This is a genomic window from Thauera sp. JM12B12, assembly GCF_039614725.1.
In the GTDB taxonomy this organism is placed as follows: domain Bacteria; phylum Pseudomonadota; class Gammaproteobacteria; order Burkholderiales; family Rhodocyclaceae; genus Thauera.
This window is the reverse complement of the sequence record NZ_CP154859.1, coordinates 1,233,630-1,251,105: the sequence shown is the minus strand read 5'-3', so window position 1 is coordinate 1,251,105 and position 17,476 is coordinate 1,233,630. Positions and strand designations below refer to the sequence as shown.

Sequence of the window (17,476 nt, the reverse complement as noted above, 5' to 3'; positions counted from 1 at the left end):
GCGCACATGTTCGCGGGCAAGCCCGCTCCCACGGCAAACCGCTCCCACGGCAAACGGATCCAGCGCGCTGCAGGCCGGCGCCAGAGAACGACATCAGGAGACACCATCATGCGCATCACCCAAGGCTGCTTTTCCTTCCTGCCCGACCTCACCGACACCCAGATCGCCGCGCAGATCAACTACTGCCTCGACCAGGGCTGGGCGGTCGCCATCGAGTTCACCGACGACCCGCACCCGCGCAACACCTACTGGAACATGTGGGGCCTGCCGATGTTCGAGCTGCGCGACCCGGCCGGCGTCATGGGCGAGCTCAAGGCCTGCCGCGAGGCCAACCCCGAGACCTACATCCGCATCAACGCCTTCGATTCCACCAAGGGCTGGGAGACGGTGCGCATGTCCTTCATCGTCCAGCGCCCCACCGCCGAACCCGGTTTCCGCCTCGTCCGCCAGGAAACCCGCGGCCGCAGCCTGCGCTACACGATGGAGAGCTACGCCGTCGGCCGCAACCCGGAAGGCGCGCGCTACGCGGGCTGAGCGCCGGTCGGCGCCCTTGTCCGTGGGAGCGGGCTTGCCCGCGAATCAGGCTCCCGTTTCGCTCGTGTGAGCGCGCTTGCCCGCGAACATCGCGCGCTCAACCGCTGCATTCGCGGGCAAGCCCGCTCCCACGAGCCTGCGCCCACAAACCCGCTCGCACGCCCCTACACCCAGTCAGGAGACGAGACCATGAACGCCCCCGAGCAGGCTCCCGCCCCCGCCATCGAGCCTGGCAGCGCCATCGACCTCGGCGCCGAGTTCCGCGACGCCGGCATCGGCGAAGTGCTCGAATCCCTCGACCGCGAGCTCGTCGGCCTCGCCCCCGTCAAGCGCCGGGTGCGCGAGATCGCCGCCCTGCTGCTCGTCGACCGCGTGCGCCAGCGCCTGGGGCTGGCCACCGAGCACCCCTCGCTGCACATGAGCTTCACCGGCAACCCCGGCACCGGCAAGACCACGGTGGCGATGCGCATGGCCGAGATCCTGCACCGCCTGGGCTACTGCCGCCGCGGCCACGTGGTCGCGGTAACGCGCGACGACCTCGTCGGCCAGTACATCGGCCACACCGCACCCAAGACCAAGGAGGTCTTGAAGCGCGCGATGGGCGGCGTGCTCTTCATCGACGAGGCCTACTACCTCTACCGCCCCGAGAACGAAAAGGACTATGGCCAGGAGGCGATCGAGATCCTGCTGCAGGTGATGGAGAACCAGCGCGACGACCTCGTCGTGATCCTCGCCGGCTACGCCGACCGCATGGAGCGCTTCTTCGAATCCAACCCCGGCATGAAGTCGCGCATCGCCCACCATGTGGACTTCCCGGACTACAGCAACGACGAGCTTGGCGAAATCGCCCAGCGCATGCTCGCCGGCTGGAACTACCGCTTCGACGAGGCCGCGCGCGTCGCCTTCGCCGACTACATCGTGCTGCGCCGGCGCCAGCCCCACTTCGCCAACGCGCGCAGCATCCGCAACGCGCTCGACCGCATGCGCCTGCGCCAGGCCCTGCGCGTGTTCGAATCGGGTGCCACGGTCGACGCCGAGGCGCTGACCACGCTCACCGAGGCCGACGTGCGCGCCAGCCGCCATTTCCAGCCCGCCGAGGCCGGCTGAGCGCGCGCCGCGCCGCCGTTCCGCACCCATAACGACAAGCCACATTCCGGCACCGCCCGGAGGAGACCACCATGTTCAACCTCGACCGCAGCACGCTCACCGAATACCTGATCGAGCACCGCCGCCGCAACCCGGAGGCCACCGGCGAACTCAACGCATTGATCCTGCAGGTCGCCCAGGCCTGCAAGGCGATCTCGCGCGCAGTCGCCCACGGCGCGCTCGCCGACGTGCTCGGCAGCCAGGGCAGCGCCAACGTGCAGGGCGAGGAGCAGAAGAAGCTCGACGTGCTCGCCGACGAGATCTTCCTGCGCGCCACGCACTGGGGCGGCGAACTCGCCGGCATGGTGTCGGAGGAGAACGAGGCGCCGATCCCGCTCCCCGCCAGCGACCAGCGCGGCAAATACCTGCTCGCCTTCGACCCGCTCGACGGATCAAGCAACATCGACGTCAACGTCGCGGTCGGCTCGATCTTCTCCATCCTGCGCGCGCCGCGCCCGGGCGAGGACGCCACCGCCGCCGAGTTCCTGCAGCCCGGCAGCCGCCAGGTCGCCGCCGGCTACGCCATCTACGGCCCGTCGACGATGTTGATGCTGTCGGTCGGCAGCGGCGTCGCCGGCTTCACCCTCGACCCGATCATCGGCGAGTTCTACCTCACCCACCCCGACATCCGCGTGCCCGAGACCACGCGCGAATTCGCCATCAACGCCTCCAACGCGCGCTTCTGGGAGCAGCCCGTGCGGCGCTACGTGGACGAGTGCCTGGCCGGGCGCAGCGGCGCGCGCGGGGCCGACTTCAACATGCGCTGGATCGCCTCGCTGGTGGCCGAGACCCACCGCATCCTGGTGCGCGGCGGCGTCTTCCTGTACCCGCGCGACCGCAAGGACCCGGCCAGGCCCGGCCGGCTGCGCCTGCTGTACGAATGCAGCCCGATCGGCTTCCTCATCGAGCAGGCCGGCGGCCGCGCCAGCACCGGCGTGCGCCCGGTGCTCGAGGTCCAGCCCGAATCTCTGCACCAGCGCATCGGCTTCGTGTTCGGCTCGAAGGACGAGGTCGAGCGCATCGAGCGCTACCACCACGAGCCGCTCATCGGCGGCGCGCAGGACGAGTTGCCGCTGTTCCACGCGCGCTCGCTGTTCCGCGACACCGAATTCGCCCAATAAGCCCCCGGGAGCTCCGCCATGTCCGAACGCCATCCGATCGTCGCCATCACCGGTTCGTCCGGCGCCGGCACCAGCACCGTGCAGCGCACCTTCGAGGAGATCTTCCGCCGCGAGGGCGTCACGGCAGCCGTCATCGAGGGCGACAGCTTCCACGCCTACGACCGCAAGACCATGCGCGAGAAGCTCGCCGCCTGCGAGGTCGGCAGCGGCTGCCAGTTGAGCCACTTCGGCCCCGAAGCCAACCTCTTCGGCGAGCTCGAGAACCTCTTCCGCAGCTACGCCGAATCCGGCAGCGGCACGCGCCGCAAGTACCTGCACAGTGCGGAGGAGGCCGAGCACTACGGCCAGGAGGCCGGCACCTTCACCCCCTGGGACGAGCTGCCGGCCGGAACCGACCTGCTGTTCTACGAAGGACTGCACGGCGCCGTGCAGCACGAGCACATCGACGTCGCCCGCTATGTCGACCTGCTGATCGGCGTGGTGCCGGTGGTGAACCTGGAGTGGATCCAGAAGCTGCACCGCGACAAGAGCACCCGCGGCTACTCCACCGAGGCGGTCACCGACACCATCCTGCGCCGCATGCACGACTACGTGCATTACATCTGCCCGCAGTTCGCCCGCACCCATGTGAACTTCCAGCGCGTGCCGATGGTGGACACCTCCAACCCCTTCATCGCGCGCGCCATCCCGACCGCCGACGAGTCGATGGTGGTGATCCGCTTCGCCAACCCGAAGGGCATCGACTTCCCCTACCTGCTCAACATGATCAACGACAGCTTCATGAGCCGGGCCAACACCATCGTGGTGCCGGGCGGAAAGATGGAGCTGGCGATGCAGCTGATCTTCACCCCCTTCATCTGGCGCCTGATGGACCGCCGCCGCAAGGCGCTGGCGCAATGACGACGAAACGCCGGCCCCGCCGCCCCAGCAACGCACGACGGGGAAATGTTTTTCACTGCCACGCCGCACCCACCCACGTCCAGCGGAGAGCAGGCGGTGTTCCTGAAGCAGGCGAGGACTGTCCGAGCCCGAAGGGCGAGTTCCGCAGCCAGCGGAAGGAACACCGCCTGCTAGGCCGCGGGTTCGCTGATCGGACAGTGGCTGACCAACGGTTCTGGAAACCGCCCCAGCCCCACCAACCGCTCCAGAAAAGCGCGTCGCACGGGGCATTTCTTCCGCAGCCTGCGGAACTCGCCCTGCGGGCTCGGACAGTCCTCGGCTGCTCCAGAAACGCCCCATACGCCACGCTGGCCGTGGCGACTGGCCGACGGCCATAAGCAGTTTCATTTGTGATTGGAGACGTTCCGATGAACATGCGACTCACTCAGGCGCCGATCGACACCCTGTGCGCCAACGCGCTGCGCTTCCTCGCCATCGACGCCGTCGAGGCCGCGAAGTCCGGCCACCCCGGCATGCCGATGGGCATGGCCGAGATCGCGGTGGCGCTGTGGACGCGGCACCTGAAACACGACCCCGCCGACCCCGCGTGGGCCGATCGCGACCGCTTCGTGCTCTCCAACGGCCATGGCTCGATGTTGCTCTACGCCCTGCTCCATCTCAGCGGCTACGAGCTGCCGGTGGACGAACTCAAGCGCTTCCGCCAGCTCGACAGCCGCACCCCCGGCCACCCCGAGGTCGGCCACACGCCCGGCGTCGAGACCACCACCGGCCCGCTCGGCCAGGGTCTCACCAACGCCGTCGGCATGGCGCTCGCCGAGAAGCTGCTCGCCGCCGAGTTCAACCGCCCCGGCCACGCCATCGTCGACCACCGCACCTGGGTCTTCCTCGGCGACGGCTGCCTGATGGAAGGCATCAGCCACGAGGCCGCCAGCTTCGCCGGCGTGCAGCGCCTCTCGAAACTCATCTGCTTCTGGGACGACAACCGCATCTCGATCGACGGCGAGGTCGAAGGCTGGTTCGCCGACGACACGCCGGCGCGCTTCCGCGCCTATGGCTGGAATGTCATCGAGGCGGTGGATGGCCACGACGTCGAGGCGGTCGATCGTGCCATCCGCGAGGCGCTTGCCAACACCGAGAACGACATCGGCCCGACCCTGATCTGCTGCCGCACCACCATCGGCCACGGCAGCCCGGGGCGCGCGGGCACCGCGGATGTGCACGGCGCGCCGCTCGGCGCCGAGGAGATCGCCGCCACCCGCGCGGCGCTGGGCTGGACACACGGCCCGTTCGACGTCCCCGACGAGGTGCGCCATGCCTTCGACGCCCGCGCGCGCGGCGCGTCCCGCCATGCCGACTGGCAGGCGCGCTTCGACGCCTACGCCGCCGCCTTCCCGGACGAGGCCGAAGCATTCACCCGCCGCATGGCCGGCAGGCTGCCGGTGGGCTTCGACATCCTGTCCAACGCCATCCTGCGCGGCGTCGCCAGGGAGGCCGCCACCCTCGCCACCCGCAAGGCGAGCCAGCAGGCCATCGGCCGCCTGGCGCGCGCGCTGCCCGAACTGCTCGGCGGCTCGGCCGACCTCACCCACTCCAACCTCACCGACTGGCCGGGCTGCGGCGTGGTGCGCGCCGACCAGCCCGGCCGCCACATCAACTGGGGCGTGCGCGAGTTCGGCATGGCCGCGGCCTTGAACGGCATCGCGCTCCACGGCGGCTTCCTCCCCTTCGGCGCCACCTTCCTGGTGTTCTCGGACTACGCCCGCAACGCCATCCGCATGAGCGCGCTGATGAGGCAGCGCGTGGTGTATGTGATGACGCACGACTCGATCGGCCTCGGCGAGGACGGCCCGACCCACCAGCCGGTCGAACACATCCCCAGCCTGCGCCTGATCCCCGGGCTGGACGTGTGGCGGCCCTGCGACGCGGTCGAGACCCAGGCCGCCTGGAACGCCGCGGTCCTGCGCCACGACGGCCCCACGCTGCTCGCGCTGTCGCGCCAGAACCTGCCGCATCAGCCGCGCGAGGCCGACCAGGTGCAGGCCATCGTGCGTGGCGGCTACGTGCTGGCCGAGACCCCGTCCGCCACGCCAGCGCCCGCGCTGGTGATCATCGCAACCGGCTCGGAGGTGCAACTTGCGATGGCCGTGCGTGAAGTGCTTGCCGCCGAAGGTGTCGGTGTACGCGTCGTGTCCATGCCCTGCACAGCCGTCTTCGACCGCCAGTCGGCCGCGTATCGGAATGGCGTGATGCCCGCCGGCGTGCCGCGCCTGGTGGTGGAGGCCGCCCACGGCGCCGGCTGGTGGCGGACGGTCGCCGAAGGCGGCGCCGGCGGCGACGTGATCGCCCTCGAACGCTTCGGCGAATCCGCTCCGGCCGCCCGCTTGATGGCGCGCTTCGGCTTCACCGCCGACGCCGTGCTCGAACGCGCTCGCGCACTGCTCGCCGGGTCTGCAGGCCACGGCTGAGCCCGCCTCGACAGGACGGCAGAGGCACCGGCGCCTCTCCTTGCCCTCGCCCGACCTGCCGTCCCCGCGCCCACCCCCAAGCTCACCGAGGAGACCGTCATGAACTTCCTGCGCCTGTCCGACATCCCGGCCACCAAGCTCGCCGGCAAGCGGGTCTTCATCCGCGCCGACTTCAACGTGCCCATGAACCCTGACGGCAGCCTGTCGGACGACACCCGCATCCGCGCCACGCTGCCGGCGATCTGCCACTGCCTCGAGGCGGGCGCGGCGGTGATGATCAGCTCCCACCTCGGGCGCCCGACCGAGGGCGCACTCACCGCGACAGACTCGCTGGCACCGGTCGCCGCGGCCCTGGCGGCCCTGCTCGACCGCCCGGTGCCACTGATCCGCGAGTGGACCGACGGCGGCTTCGACGTGCGCCCGGGCGAGGTCGTGCTGCTCGAGAACTGCCGCGGCAACGTCGGCGAGAAGGCCGACGACCCGCAGCTCGCCGCGCGCATCGCGCGCTTCATCGACGTTTATGTGAACGACGCCTTCGGCACCGCGCACCGCAGGGAGTGCACGCTGCACGCGCTCGCGCTCGCCGCGCCGGTGGCCTGCGCCGGGCCGCTGATGACGGCCGAACTCGGTGCCCTGGGTCGCGCGCTCGCCCAGCCCGCGCGCCCGCTCGCCGCCATCGTCGCCGGCTCCAAGGTATCCACGAAGCTCACCATCCTTGACAGCCTGGCCGGCAAGGTCGATGTGCTGGTGCTGGGCGGCGGCATCGCCAACACCTTCCTCGCCGCGCGCGGCTGCGAGGTCGGCGACTCGCTGTTTGAGCCCGATCTGCTCGAGGCCGCGCGCCGCGTCGAGCGCCGCCTGGCCGAGCGTGGCGGCGTGGTGTGGCTGCCCGAGGACGTCGTGGTCGCCGACCGCTTCGCCGCCGACGCCGACGCCCGCGTCTGCGACGCCGAAGCCGTCCCGCCGGGCTGGATGATCCTCGACATCGGCCCGAAGAGCCGCGACTCGCTCACCGGCGTGCTCGCACGCGCCGGCACCATCGTGTGGAACGGCCCGGTCGGCGTGTTCGAGCTGGACGCCTTCGCCGCCGGCACGCGCGCGCTCGCCGCGGCCATCGCCGCCAGCCCGGCCTACAGCATCGCCGGTGGCGGCGACACGCTGGCCGCGATCGCGCGCTTCGGCGTCGGCGAGCGCATCGACTACATCTCCACCGGTGGCGGCGCCTTCCTCGAATTCCTCGAAGGCCGCGAGCTGCCCGCGGTCGCCGCCCTGCGCGCCCGCGCACATCCGACGGGCGGCTGCGTCGCGCCGCACGCCCGGGAGACGCTGACCCCGCGCTACGCCACCGCAAGGCACTGACGTGCGGCCGGCCGCCCCGCGGTGGTCGGCAGCCCGTTTGCCCAGCCTCAGGCCGAGCGCTCCCTGCCCGCGGGCATTCGGCCCGCTTTCTCGTCCTGGAAGCGGGCCGCCTTTTTGCTGACGACGTGCCGCAGAACGCACCAGCGCGCTTGTCAGGGCGCAGAGGCGTGGGCAAGAATGCCCGCGCGCCGCCCTGCCCTGCCACGCGTCTCGCGCACGCCCATCCGATCGCGACCAGCATGTCTTCCCTTTTCGAACAGCACCCCCTGCGCCAGACCCTCAACGACGAGGTGCACGCCCGCCCGCCCGTGCCGCTCGATACCCCCGAGTTCGTGACCTATCTCGCCTTCCTCCACCACGAAGGCAGCGCCAGCCGCGAGCCCGCGCATCTGGCCCAGCTCGCCGAACAGCTCGGCCTGCCGCCGCCCGCCACCGATTCGGGTCATGTGCTGCTGGAGGCCACAGGCTTCCGCCTGAAGTGGGAGCGCCACAACGAGTTCTCGAGCTACTGCTTCTTCCGCCGCATCGAGCCGGAAGACAGCCCGGACGAGTACGCCCTGCTGCATGTGCCCGCGGCCTGGCGCAAGGCGATCCCCGGCCTGCTGATCGCCGCCACGCACATCGAGCTGCGCGGCGTCGCCGAGGTGCCGCTCGAGACCGTTTTGCACCAGCAGTCGCGCCACGGGCAGGCGCTGGTGGCCTCGGCGGTATCGGACGGCGCCGGCTGGGTGCTGACCGACTTCCACCTGCATGGAGGCTTTTCCCACTTCCTGCTGCTCGACAAGGGGTTCACGCCGCGCCAGGCCGGCCGCATCGCCCAGCGCCTGGTCGAGATCGAGACCTACCGCGTGATGGCGCTGCTCGCCTTCCCAGTCGCCAAGGAGGTCGGCCGCCTGGTGTCGCGCGCCGAGGACGAGCTCGCCGACCTGATGGACGGCATGGGCCAGTCGCGCAGCGCCGAGGATGACCGCGCGGTGCTCGCCCGGCTGTCGCGCATCGCCGCCGAGATCGAGCGCTCGGTGGCGCGCACCACCTTCCGCTTCGGTGCCGCCGCGGCCTACTACCGCCTGGTGCGCCAGCGCATCGACGATCTGCGCGAGCAGCGCCTGCCCGGCTTCTCGCCGATCGGCGAGTTCATGGATCGTCGCCTGGTGCCTGCGATCGACACCTGCGCCTCGATCGCACGCCGCCAGGCCGACCTCTCCGATCGCATCGCGCGCAACTCGCAGCTGTTGCGCACGCGTGTGGACGTGGAGATCGAACGCCAGAACCAGGAATTGCTCGCGCAGATGAACCGGCGCGCCAAGATCCAGCTCCACCTGCAGGAGACCGTCGAGGGCCTGTCCGTGGTGGCGATCACGTATTACGCCTCGCAGCTGGTCAACTACGTCGCCAAGGGCGCGAAGGACTTCATCGCACCGGCCACGCCGGAGGTCATCACCGCGGTATCGATCCCGGTGATCGCCGGGCTGGTGTTCATGGGCTTGCGGCGGATGCGAAAACTGTTGAGCGCCGAAGAAGGCAGCGAAGCGCACGGCTGACGCCGCACGAGCGCCCGGGATCGAGCCGGCCTGGGCCGGCCTCCGGCTCGCTCACCCGCAAGGAGGCGCCGCACGCGGCATGGCGCGTCCGGTCACAGCAGCACGGATTCGAGCGGGCGCCGCAGCGAGCGCGGCATCTCGGGTCCGCGGCCGAAGCGGATGACGAGGTCGGGCCGGCCGCGGGTGATGCCCAGGAAACCGGCGAACGCGGCACGCAGCGAGACCAGCTCCACCGGTTGATTCAGATGTGCCGTGCGCACGCCCATCGCCGTTGCCTGCAGCGCAAAACGCTGGAAACAACGTCCGGCTTCGATCCAGTGCGCCCTGTCATCGAGCTCGGACACGAATACCGCAATGCCGGCGGCACTGCGGACATGGCGTGCGTACTTGTCGTTCTCGGCCTGCTCCGAGAACACGGCATCGAACATCAGCCGGCCCAGCCAGCCTGGAATCGACGGATTGCCGGACGCGCCCGCGAACAGTCCGTCCCGCAGCCTGGCGGCCTCGCCGCCGTTGAACCGGATCCAGTGCGCGAGCTCGCGCACGAATGCGGGATCGCGCATCTGCGCGGTGTTGCCCTCGACCACGAAGCCGAGGACTGCCTCCATGGCCCGCGCCTCGGTCAGCAGCAGCACCTGGACGCCCTTGCCCGAGCCTGCCGCTTCGAGCAGCCTCAGTTCGTCGACCGCGAGCGGCCGCGCATCGAACTCGGTGCGGGTCGTCTGCCGCTGCGGAATGGCCTCGAACAGCGGGCTCCGCTGCACCGCCGCGGGAACCAGCACGACCTCCAGCGTATCCGCCGTCCCGCCAGCAAACAGGTGCTCGCCTCGGAACCCCATCGCCGGCGCCGCTTGCAGGAGGTTCTCGGCCGCGCAGCCGAGGCTTACGAAGAGGTGATGATCGTCCGGGTCGACAACCGGGCATCTGCGCGCGTAATCAGGCACGATCGAAACCCGGCGCTCGCCCAGTCCGAACCGCCAGCACTGCGTGTTGTGGCTGGACGGCGCGAGCGCCGCGTAGCGCACGAGTTCGCGCAGCGCCGCCTGCGGACCGCCGCCCGCGGGCTCGCCGTGGCGCCAGGTCTGGCGAACGGCCTCCGCGTACGCCGCCGCGCCGCGGGCATGCGCGAGGTAGCCGACGCCGCCTGCCGCGGCCAGGGTCGTGCAGGCGGCAGCCGTGATGAACGCGCGTCTTTTCATGATCAGGCTCCTGTGCGTGGCGGGGCATGTCTCGGCGACACGGGAGAACGGCAGCCCTGCGCGAGGACTCGATCATGCGCGCCGCAAGCGCACGACGGAACCGAAAGGCGCTGGCGTGGTCCGCGCAGTACCCGCATCGAAAGGAGCGCGTACATGTCCGAACAGCCGAGATCGCCACAGTCCGCGCGACGCCGCCGGCTCGTCTTTGGCAGCGGCGCGCTGTTGCTGGCCGCGCCGGTCACCGCCGCGCAACGCGCACTCACGCCGAGCCAGATGCTCGGCCCCTTCTACCCGGTCACCCCGCCGCTGCACAAGGACAACGACCTCACCCAGGTCGAGGGCGGCAGCGGCCGCGCCAACGGGCAGATCGCTGACCTGTCGGGCCGGGTGCTCGACATCGACGGCAGGCCGCTCGCCGGGCTGCGGGTGGAGATCTGGCAATGCGACGCCAACGGCCGCTACCGCCACCCACGCGATCGTGGTGGTCTCGACGAAGACCCGAACTTCCAGGGCTTCGGCCACACCGTCACCGATGCCGAAGGGCGCTACCGCTTCCGCACCATCCGCCCGGTGCCCTACCCGGGGCGCACGCCGCACATCCACGCCGCAGTGTTCCAGGAGGCCGACCGCCCCTTCGTCACCCAGATCTATGTGGCCGGCGAGCGGCTCAACGACCGCGACGACCTCTTCATGCGCGTACCCGAGGCGCTGCGCCCGCTGCTGCTCGCGGACTTCGTCCCGGTGGAAGACCCGGTCGCGAAGCTGGCGGCGGAGTTCGACTTCGTGCTGTCGCCGGTGCTTGCGGGACTCTTCGAGGCGCATACGGCCTGAGGCCGATCCGGAGGCCCGGGCGCGCATTTGTACGCCATCAAGGACACGATCACAGGCGTCACCCCCGCGGGCCTTATGCGGATTCACACGGGCCGCCGATCCACGCACGCGCTTGTGCGCCGCCACGGCTCCGAAACCGCGCGCCCCTCCCCTATAATCCCGGCTTTGCCAGCAACCCGAGGCCCCACCGTGGCGACGCCCATTTTCGAGACTTCCATCAAGAGCCTGCCGCTGCTCGGTCGCGGCAAGGTGCGCGACATCTACGCCGTCGACGACGAAAAGCTGCTGATCGTGACCAGCGATCGCCTGTCGGCCTTCGACGTGATCCTGCCCGACCCGATCCCGGACAAGGGCCGCGTGCTGGTGGCGCTGGCCAACTTCTGGTTCGACAGGCTGGCCCACATCCTGCCGAACCAGCTCACCGGCATCGACCCCGAGTCCGTGGTGGCCGCCGACGAGCGCGACCAGGTGCGCGGGCGCGCGCTGGTGGTCAAGCGCCTGAAGCCGCTGCCGATCGAGGCGGTGGTGCGCGGCTACGTGATCGGCTCGGGCTGGAAGGACTATCAGGCCACCGGCGCCATCTGCGGCATCGCGCTGCCCGCCGGTCTGCAGCAGGCAGCCAGGCTGCCGGCGCCGATCTTCACGCCGTCCTCCAAGGCCGAGATGGGCGAGCACGACGAGAACATCTCCTTCGAGCAGGCCCAGGCGCGCTGCGACATGCTGCTCGCGGAGGCACTCGCGGGCACCGGCAAGACCGGCGCCCAGCTCGCCGAGGAAGCGCGTACCGCAGCGATCGCGCTTTACTCGCAGGCGGCCGACTACGCCGCCGGCCGCGGCATCATCATCGCCGACACCAAGTTCGAGTTCGGCATCGACGGCAGCGGCACGCTGCACCTGATCGACGAGGCGCTCACCCCCGACTCCTCGCGCTTCTGGCCCGCCGACAGCTATCGCGAAGGCATCAGCCCGCCGTCCTTCGACAAGCAGTTCGTGCGCGACTACCTCGAGACGCTCGACTGGAACAAGACCGCGCCCGGACCCCGCCTGCCCACAGAGGTCATCGAGCGCACCGCGGCCAAGTACCGCGAGGCCTACGAACGCCTGACCGGCAAGAAGCTGGCCTGAAGCGCGCACTCGGGCCAGCCGGGGCAGAGCGAAGGGGCGTCCGCGAGGCGCCCCTTCGCTTTTTCCGGGAGACTCCGGCCCCCGGCATCGTTCTGTCAGCTTGTCGGGCGCGCACCGCTCGAGGCAGAGCCGATAGCCGTAGCCTATTCGAACAGGAACCACTCTCATTCGCGAACTCTTTGCCCCTGTCCTATTCTAAGAACGCGACGACGGCAGCCTTGGCGCTGTGTCGTCGTGCGCGAACGCGCCGCGCCCCGGCAAACATAACGACAGACAGGCGGAGACGATCATGGACAAGCCCTACGATTCAATGGACCGGCACTTCAACCTGCCCCACATCCGTTCGATCGGAACCGACCGTCCGCTGCAGTGGCTGCGCATGGGCTGGGACGACATGCGTGACAACCTCGGCGCGAGTCTGTCGTACGGGGTGATTCTTGCCGCCATCGGTTACGCGATCCTGTCCTACGCTGCGGACAAGCCCTACCTGTTCATGGCGGCCATCTCGGGCTTCATGCTGATCGGACCGATCGCCGCCGCCGGTCTGTACGAGATCTCGCGCCGCCACGAGAAAGGGGAGAAAACCTCCTTCTTCGGTTCCTTGCGCGGCCTGGCCCGCAACGCCGACACGCTCGCGATGTTCGGTGCCTTCCTCGCGATTGCGCTGGTGGGCTGGGAGCGCATCTCTGCAATCATGTTCGCCCTCTTCTACCGGGGCGAGATCAGCAACGTGACGAACTTCGTCAGCGGCGTCCTGAGCGCCGGCGACAACCTGTACTTCGTCGCGGCCTACGTGATCGTCGGTGGCGTGCTCGCGCTCGTGGTGTTCTCGCTGTCGGCGATCGCGATCCCGATGGTGATGGATCGCGAGACCGACACCGTCACCGCGGCCATGACCAGCCTGCGCGCGGTGCAGACCAACTTCGACGCGATGGTGCTGTGGGCGGTATTGATCGTCGCCCTGATCGGCATCGGCTTCGCGAGCATGATGATCGGCATGGTGATCCTGCTGCCGCTGGTGGGTCACGCCACCTGGCATGCGTACCGCGACCTCGTGCGCTGAAGACCAGCAAACCCATGGCGGCGGGCGCCCGATGCGGCGCCCGCCGTCTTTTTTGCGGCAGAATAGCCGCCTTGCCCAGGCCTCCCGGATCGAACACACAAGGTTGAAGATGCAAGACAACGCCCCAGCCAAGACTGCCTCCCCGCCCCGCAACCCCTTGCTCGACTTCAGCGCCATGCCGCGCTTCGCCGACATCAAGCCGGAACACGTCGAACCCGCCATCCGCGGACTGATCGACGAGAACCGGGCGCTGATCGAACGCCTCACCGCCGATCCTGCGCTCCCGACCTGGGACGGCTTCGTCAGCCCGATGGACGAGGCCGGCGAGCGCCTGGGGCGCGCCTGGGGCGTCGTCGGCCACCTGCACAGCGTGCTGGACGTGCCGGAGTGGCGCGAGGCCTACAACGCGATGCTGCCCGAGATCTCGCGCTTCTACGCCGAGGTCGGGCAGAACCTGGCGCTGTTCCAGAAGTACAAGGCGCTGCACGACAGCCCGGAGTTCGCCACCTTGTCGCCGGTGCGCCAGCGCATTCTGGAACACGGCCTGCGCGACTTCCGCCTCTCCGGGGCCGAGCTGCCCGACGAACAGAAGCCGCGCTTCCAGGAGATCCAGGAGGAGCAGTCCCAGCTCGCCGCCAAGTTCTCCGAGAACCTGCTCGACGCCACCAACGCCCATGCCGAGTGGGTCGCCGATGAAGCCGGCCTTGCGGGGATCCCGGACGACGCCCGCCAGGCCGCGCGCGCCGCCGCCGAAGCCGACGGCAAGGAGGGCTGGAAGTTCACCCTGCAAATGCCCGCCTACCTGCCGGTGCTGCAGTACGCCGACGACCGCGCGCTGCGCGCGCGCATGTACCGCGCCTACGCCACCCGCGCCTCCGAGCTCGGCAAGCCGGAACTGGACAACGGCCCGCTGATCGGCCGCATCCTGGCGCTGCGCGACGAGGAGGCGCGCATGCTCGGCTACCGCAACTACGCCGAGGTCTCGCTGGTGCCCAAGATGGCCGACACGCCGCAGCAGGTGCTCGGCTTCCTGCACGACCTCGCCGCGCGCGCCAAGCCCTTTGCCGAGAAGGACCTGGAAGAGCTCAAGGCCTTCGCCAAGGCCGAGCTCGGCCTCGACACGCTCGAACCCTGGGACGTCGCCTACGCCTCCGAGAAGCTGCGCGAGCAGCGCTACGCCTACTCCGACCAGGAGGTGAAGCAGTACTTCCCCGAACCCAAGGTGCTCGACGGCCTGTTCGGCGTGATCCGCGCGCTGTACCGGGTCGACATCCTCCCCGACGAGGCGCCGAAGTGGGACCCGGACGTGCGCTTCTTCCGCATCGAGAAGGAAGGTGAGCTGGTGGGCCACTTCTACCTCGACCTGCACGCGCGCAGCACCAAGCGCGGCGGGGCGTGGATGGACTCGGCGCGCAGCCGCCACCGCAACACCTGGGGCAGCGACACGCCGGTGGCCTACCTGGTGTGCAACTTTCCCGGCCCGGTCGGCGGCAAACCCGCCACCTTCACCCACGACGACGTGCTCACGCTGTTCCACGAGTGCGGCCACGGTCTGCACCACCTGCTCACCCAGGTGGACGAGCTCGCGGTGTCCGGCATCCACGGCGTCGAGTGGGACGCGGTCGAGCTGCCCAGCCAGTTCATGGAGAACTTCTGCTGGGAGTGGGACGTGCTGCAGGGCATGACGGCGCATGTCGACACCGGCGAGCCGTTGCCGCGCGCGCTCTACGACAAGATGATCGCCGCCAAGAACTTCCAGAGCGGCATGCAGACCGTGCGCCAGCTCGAGTTCTCGATGTTCGACCTGCGCCTGCACAGCGAGGTGGATGCCTCCGCCGGCCCGGTGCCGATCGAGCGCGTGATGGCCCTGCTCGACGAAGTGCGCCGCGAAGTGGCGGTGATGATCCCGCCTGCCTGGCACCGCTTCCCGCACAGCTTCTCGCACATCTTCGCCGGCGGCTACGCGGCGGGCTACTACAGCTACAAGTGGGCCGAGGTGCTGTCGGCGGATGCCTTCGCCGCCTTCGAGGAAGCCGGCGCCGGCCGGGGCAGCCTGCTCGACCCCGAGACCGGCGAACGCTTCTGGCGCGAGATCCTCGCCGTAGGCGGCAGCCGCCCGGCGCTCGACTCCTTCAAGGCCTTCCGCGGCCGCGAGCCCAGGGTCGACGCCCTGCTGCGCCACAGCGGCATGGTGGCGCAGGCATGAAGGTCGCCACCTGGAACGTCAATTCCCTGAAGGTCCGCCTGCCCCAGGTCCTCGACTGGCTGGCGGCCAACAAGCCCGACGCCCTGTGCCTGCAGGAACTCAAGCTCGAGGACAAGGCCTTCCCGGTCGCCGAGCTGGAGGCCGTCGGCTACCACGCCGTCTTCATCGGCCAGAAGACCTACAACGGCGTCGCCATCCTGAGCCCGCAACCGATCGACGAGGCCAGCGTGGTGCGCAACATCCCCGGCTTCGAGGACGAGCAGAAGCGCATCATCGCCGCCACCCTCGACGGTGTGCGCGTGGTATGCGGCTACTTTCCCAACGGCCAGGCGGTGGGCTCGGACAAGTTCGAGTACAAGCTGCGCTGGCTGGCCGCGCTGACCGACTGGCTGCACGAGGAGCTCAAGTCGCACGAACGCCTGGTGCTGGCCGGTGACTTCAACATCGCGCCGGAAGACCGCGACGCCCATCCCGACTGGAAGGACGAGATCCACGTGTCCGAGCCCGAGCGCGCCGCCTTCCGCGCGCTGCAGGGCCTCGGCCTGATCGACGCCTTCCGCCTCTTCGAGCAGCCCGAGCGCGCGTTCTCGTGGTGGGACTACCGCATGATGGCCTTCCGCCGCAACTTCGGCCTGCGCATCGACCACCTGCTGGTGTCGCCCGCGCTGCGCGAAGCCTGCCGCAGCTGCGTGGTCGACAAGGCGCCGCGCCGGCTCGAGCGGCCGTCCGATCACGCACCGGTGGTGCTGGAACTGGCGCTCGGTGCATGAGCGCGAGCCCTGCGGTCGCAACGCGAATGACAATGCACCGATGAGTTCGAATACCGCCCCCGGCCCCGCGCCGACGACCGAGACCGAGCGCCTGGAGAGCCGTTATCCGGTGCTCGCTGAGCTCACTGCGCCAGGGCATGCCCGTCTGCTGCACAGCGCCCGCTGGATGCGGGTGCCTGCCGGCGCGATGCTGTTCGATGACCGCCAGGCCTGCGAGGGCTTCCCCTTCGTGGTCGAGGGCACGGTGCGGGTGAGCAAGTGCGCACCGAGCGGGCGCGAGCTGCCGCTGTACCGCGTCGGCCCGGGCGAGACCTGCATCATCTCCTCGTCCTGCCTGCTCGGCCACGAGGACTACAACGCCCGCGGCGTCACCGAGTCCGACACCCTGCTGATGCTGCTACCCAAGGCGGCGTTCGACGACCTGATGGCCGAGCGCCCGTTCCGCGACTTCGTCTTCCACCTCTTCGCCGAGCGCATCGCCGACCTGATGCAGCTCATCGAGGAAGTCGCCTTCCGCAAGCTCGATCAGCGCCTGGCAGCCCTGCTGCTCGGCAAGGGCCGGCTGGTGCACACCACCCACCAGCAACTCGCCGACGAGCTCGGCAGCGTGCGCGAGATCGTCAGTCGCCTGCTGAAGAACTTTGCCGACCAGGGGCTGGTACGGCTGGCGCGCGAGCAGGTGGAGATCCTCGACCCTGCCGGACTGCGCAAGCTATCGGCCGAGGGTTCGGCGCGCAGCTGAAACCGGCGCGCCGATCGCCCAGGGCAGGAACGCTGTGTAACCGTGGTTACAGACGATGGATCGAGGGCCGTGATCAAATCGCCCCACATTCCATCCCATCAGGAGAACACCATGAAAACCAACGTTGGCGGCATCGACAAGATCATCCGCATCCTCGCCGGCATCGCACTGATCGCCTGGGCGCTGATGGGCGGCCCGGTGTGGGCATGGATCGGCGTCGTCCCCCTCGCCACCGGCCTGCTCGGCTGGTGCCCGGCCTACACGCTGTTCGGCATGAACACCTGCCCGCTGAGCAAGAAGTAAGCAACGCAGCTACCGGTCTGGCGGCCACGCCGCCGAGCCGAGGGCGCACTGTGGGAGCGGGCTTGCCCGCGAAAGGGGCGCTTGTTCTTGCGACATTCGCGGGCAAGCCCGCTCCCACAGACTGTCGCTCCCACAGACAGCTGCGCCAACAGCGGCGCGGTCCGGGCTGCG

15 protein-coding genes are annotated in these 17,476 nt (G+C 69.6%); 14 read left to right on the top strand and 1 reads right to left on the bottom strand.

Translation table 11 applies throughout. The features are described from left to right. Positions 1-108 precede the first annotated feature (108 nt). The 7 genes from AAG895_RS05560 to AAG895_RS05530 all read left to right on the top strand — a co-directional run bounded on the left by AAG895_RS05560 (position 109) and on the right by AAG895_RS05530 (position 9,066). The gene (locus tag AAG895_RS05560) at positions 109-534 is read left to right on the top strand and encodes a ribulose bisphosphate carboxylase small subunit (protein WP_345794539.1); all 426 of its coding nucleotides are present in this window, start codon (positions 109-111) and stop codon (positions 532-534) included. 189 nt (positions 535-723) lie between these two features. Further along, positions 724-1,641 carry a CbbX protein gene (gene cbbX / locus AAG895_RS05555; protein ID WP_345794538.1) on the top strand — a complete coding sequence of 306 codons (918 nt, stop codon included), beginning with the start codon at positions 724-726 and terminating at the stop codon, positions 1,639-1,641. A gap of 71 nt (positions 1,642-1,712) precedes the next feature. Then, a complete protein-coding gene (locus AAG895_RS05550) occupies positions 1,713-2,801 on the top strand; it encodes a class 1 fructose-bisphosphatase (RefSeq protein ID WP_345794537.1) in 1,089 nt (362 codons plus the stop codon). A gap of 18 nt (positions 2,802-2,819) precedes the next feature. Next, positions 2,820-3,701: a phosphoribulokinase gene (locus AAG895_RS05545; RefSeq protein WP_345794536.1), complete on the top strand. Its 882-nt coding sequence runs from the start codon at positions 2,820-2,822 to the stop codon at positions 3,699-3,701. A 407-nt stretch (positions 3,702-4,108) separates the two neighbouring features. Next, positions 4,109-6,166 (top strand): transketolase, encoded by a 2,058-nt coding sequence (gene tkt / locus AAG895_RS05540; protein ID WP_345794535.1) that lies wholly within the window; start codon positions 4,109-4,111, stop codon positions 6,164-6,166. 99 nt (positions 6,167-6,265) lie between these two features. Then, complete coding sequence (locus tag AAG895_RS05535) at positions 6,266-7,525, top strand: phosphoglycerate kinase (RefSeq protein WP_345794534.1); 1,260 nt, start codon at positions 6,266-6,268, stop codon at positions 7,523-7,525. Positions 7,526-7,764: 239 nt separating this feature from the next. Beyond that, positions 7,765-9,066, top strand: a complete 1,302-nt coding sequence (locus AAG895_RS05530; RefSeq protein WP_345794533.1) for a DUF3422 domain-containing protein — start codon at positions 7,765-7,767, stop codon at positions 9,064-9,066. Positions 9,067-9,158: 92 nt separating this feature from the next. On the opposite strand, the gene AAG895_RS05525 is transcribed toward AAG895_RS05530, so the two are convergent. After that, positions 9,159-10,265 carry a Tat pathway signal protein gene (locus AAG895_RS05525; RefSeq protein WP_345794532.1) on the bottom strand — a complete coding sequence of 369 codons (1,107 nt, stop codon included), beginning with the start codon at positions 10,263-10,265 and terminating at the stop codon, positions 9,159-9,161. Between the two features lie 153 nt (positions 10,266-10,418). Here AAG895_RS05525 and AAG895_RS05520 point away from each other — a divergent pair, with 153 nt between their 5' ends. The 7 genes from AAG895_RS05520 (at position 10,419) to AAG895_RS05490 (ending at position 17,305) form a co-directional block, all read left to right on the top strand. After that, positions 10,419-11,096, top strand: coding sequence for a protocatechuate 3,4-dioxygenase (locus AAG895_RS05520; RefSeq protein ID WP_345794531.1), 678 nt, complete (start codon positions 10,419-10,421; stop codon positions 11,094-11,096). 189 nt (positions 11,097-11,285) lie between these two features. Beyond that, the gene (locus tag AAG895_RS05515; protein WP_345794530.1) at positions 11,286-12,221 is read left to right on the top strand and encodes a phosphoribosylaminoimidazolesuccinocarboxamide synthase; all 936 of its coding nucleotides are present in this window, start codon (positions 11,286-11,288) and stop codon (positions 12,219-12,221) included. 289 nt (positions 12,222-12,510) lie between these two features. Then, positions 12,511-13,284, top strand: a complete 774-nt coding sequence (locus tag AAG895_RS05510; protein WP_345794529.1) for a DUF2189 domain-containing protein — start codon at positions 12,511-12,513, stop codon at positions 13,282-13,284. Between the two features lie 109 nt (positions 13,285-13,393). Beyond that, complete coding sequence (locus AAG895_RS05505; protein WP_345794528.1) at positions 13,394-15,490, top strand: M3 family metallopeptidase; 2,097 nt, start codon at positions 13,394-13,396, stop codon at positions 15,488-15,490. Next, positions 15,487-16,260, top strand: coding sequence for an exodeoxyribonuclease III (gene xth / locus AAG895_RS05500; RefSeq protein ID WP_345794527.1), 774 nt, complete (start codon positions 15,487-15,489; stop codon positions 16,258-16,260). Before AAG895_RS05505 ends, xth begins: the two co-directional genes overlap by 4 nt. A 40-nt stretch (positions 16,261-16,300) precedes the next feature. Next, positions 16,301-17,002, top strand: a complete 702-nt coding sequence (locus AAG895_RS05495; protein ID WP_345794526.1) for a Crp/Fnr family transcriptional regulator — start codon at positions 16,301-16,303, stop codon at positions 17,000-17,002. A gap of 111 nt (positions 17,003-17,113) precedes the next feature. Beyond that, the gene (locus tag AAG895_RS05490; protein WP_320365874.1) at positions 17,114-17,305 is read left to right on the top strand and encodes a DUF2892 domain-containing protein; all 192 of its coding nucleotides are present in this window, start codon (positions 17,114-17,116) and stop codon (positions 17,303-17,305) included. Positions 17,306-17,476: the final 171 nt, after the last annotated feature.

Bases quoted from the DNA above. Each gene is read 5' to 3' on its own strand.
- AAG895_RS05560 (WP_345794539.1), top strand. From the start codon at position 109: ATGCGCATCACCCAAGGCTGCTTTTCCTTCCTGCCCGACCTCACCGAC.
- cbbX (WP_345794538.1), top strand. From the start codon at position 724: ATGAACGCCCCCGAGCAGGCTCCCGCCCCCGCCATCGAGCCTGGCAGC.
- AAG895_RS05550 (WP_345794537.1), top strand. From the start codon at position 1,713: ATGTTCAACCTCGACCGCAGCACGCTCACCGAATACCTGATCGAGCAC.
- AAG895_RS05545 (WP_345794536.1), top strand. From the start codon at position 2,820: ATGTCCGAACGCCATCCGATCGTCGCCATCACCGGTTCGTCCGGCGCC.
- tkt (WP_345794535.1), top strand. From the start codon at position 4,109: ATGAACATGCGACTCACTCAGGCGCCGATCGACACCCTGTGCGCCAAC.
- AAG895_RS05535 (WP_345794534.1), top strand. From the start codon at position 6,266: ATGAACTTCCTGCGCCTGTCCGACATCCCGGCCACCAAGCTCGCCGGC.
- AAG895_RS05530 (WP_345794533.1), top strand. From the start codon at position 7,765: ATGTCTTCCCTTTTCGAACAGCACCCCCTGCGCCAGACCCTCAACGAC.
- AAG895_RS05525 (WP_345794532.1), bottom strand. From the start codon at position 10,265: ATGAAAAGACGCGCGTTCATCACGGCTGCCGCCTGCACGACCCTGGCC.
- AAG895_RS05520 (WP_345794531.1), top strand. From the start codon at position 10,419: ATGTCCGAACAGCCGAGATCGCCACAGTCCGCGCGACGCCGCCGGCTC.
- AAG895_RS05510 (WP_345794529.1), top strand. From the start codon at position 12,511: ATGGACAAGCCCTACGATTCAATGGACCGGCACTTCAACCTGCCCCAC.
- AAG895_RS05505 (WP_345794528.1), top strand. From the start codon at position 13,394: ATGCAAGACAACGCCCCAGCCAAGACTGCCTCCCCGCCCCGCAACCCC.
- xth (WP_345794527.1), top strand. From the start codon at position 15,487: ATGAAGGTCGCCACCTGGAACGTCAATTCCCTGAAGGTCCGCCTGCCC.
- AAG895_RS05495 (WP_345794526.1), top strand. From the start codon at position 16,301: ATGAGTTCGAATACCGCCCCCGGCCCCGCGCCGACGACCGAGACCGAG.
- AAG895_RS05490 (WP_320365874.1), top strand. From the start codon at position 17,114: ATGAAAACCAACGTTGGCGGCATCGACAAGATCATCCGCATCCTCGCC.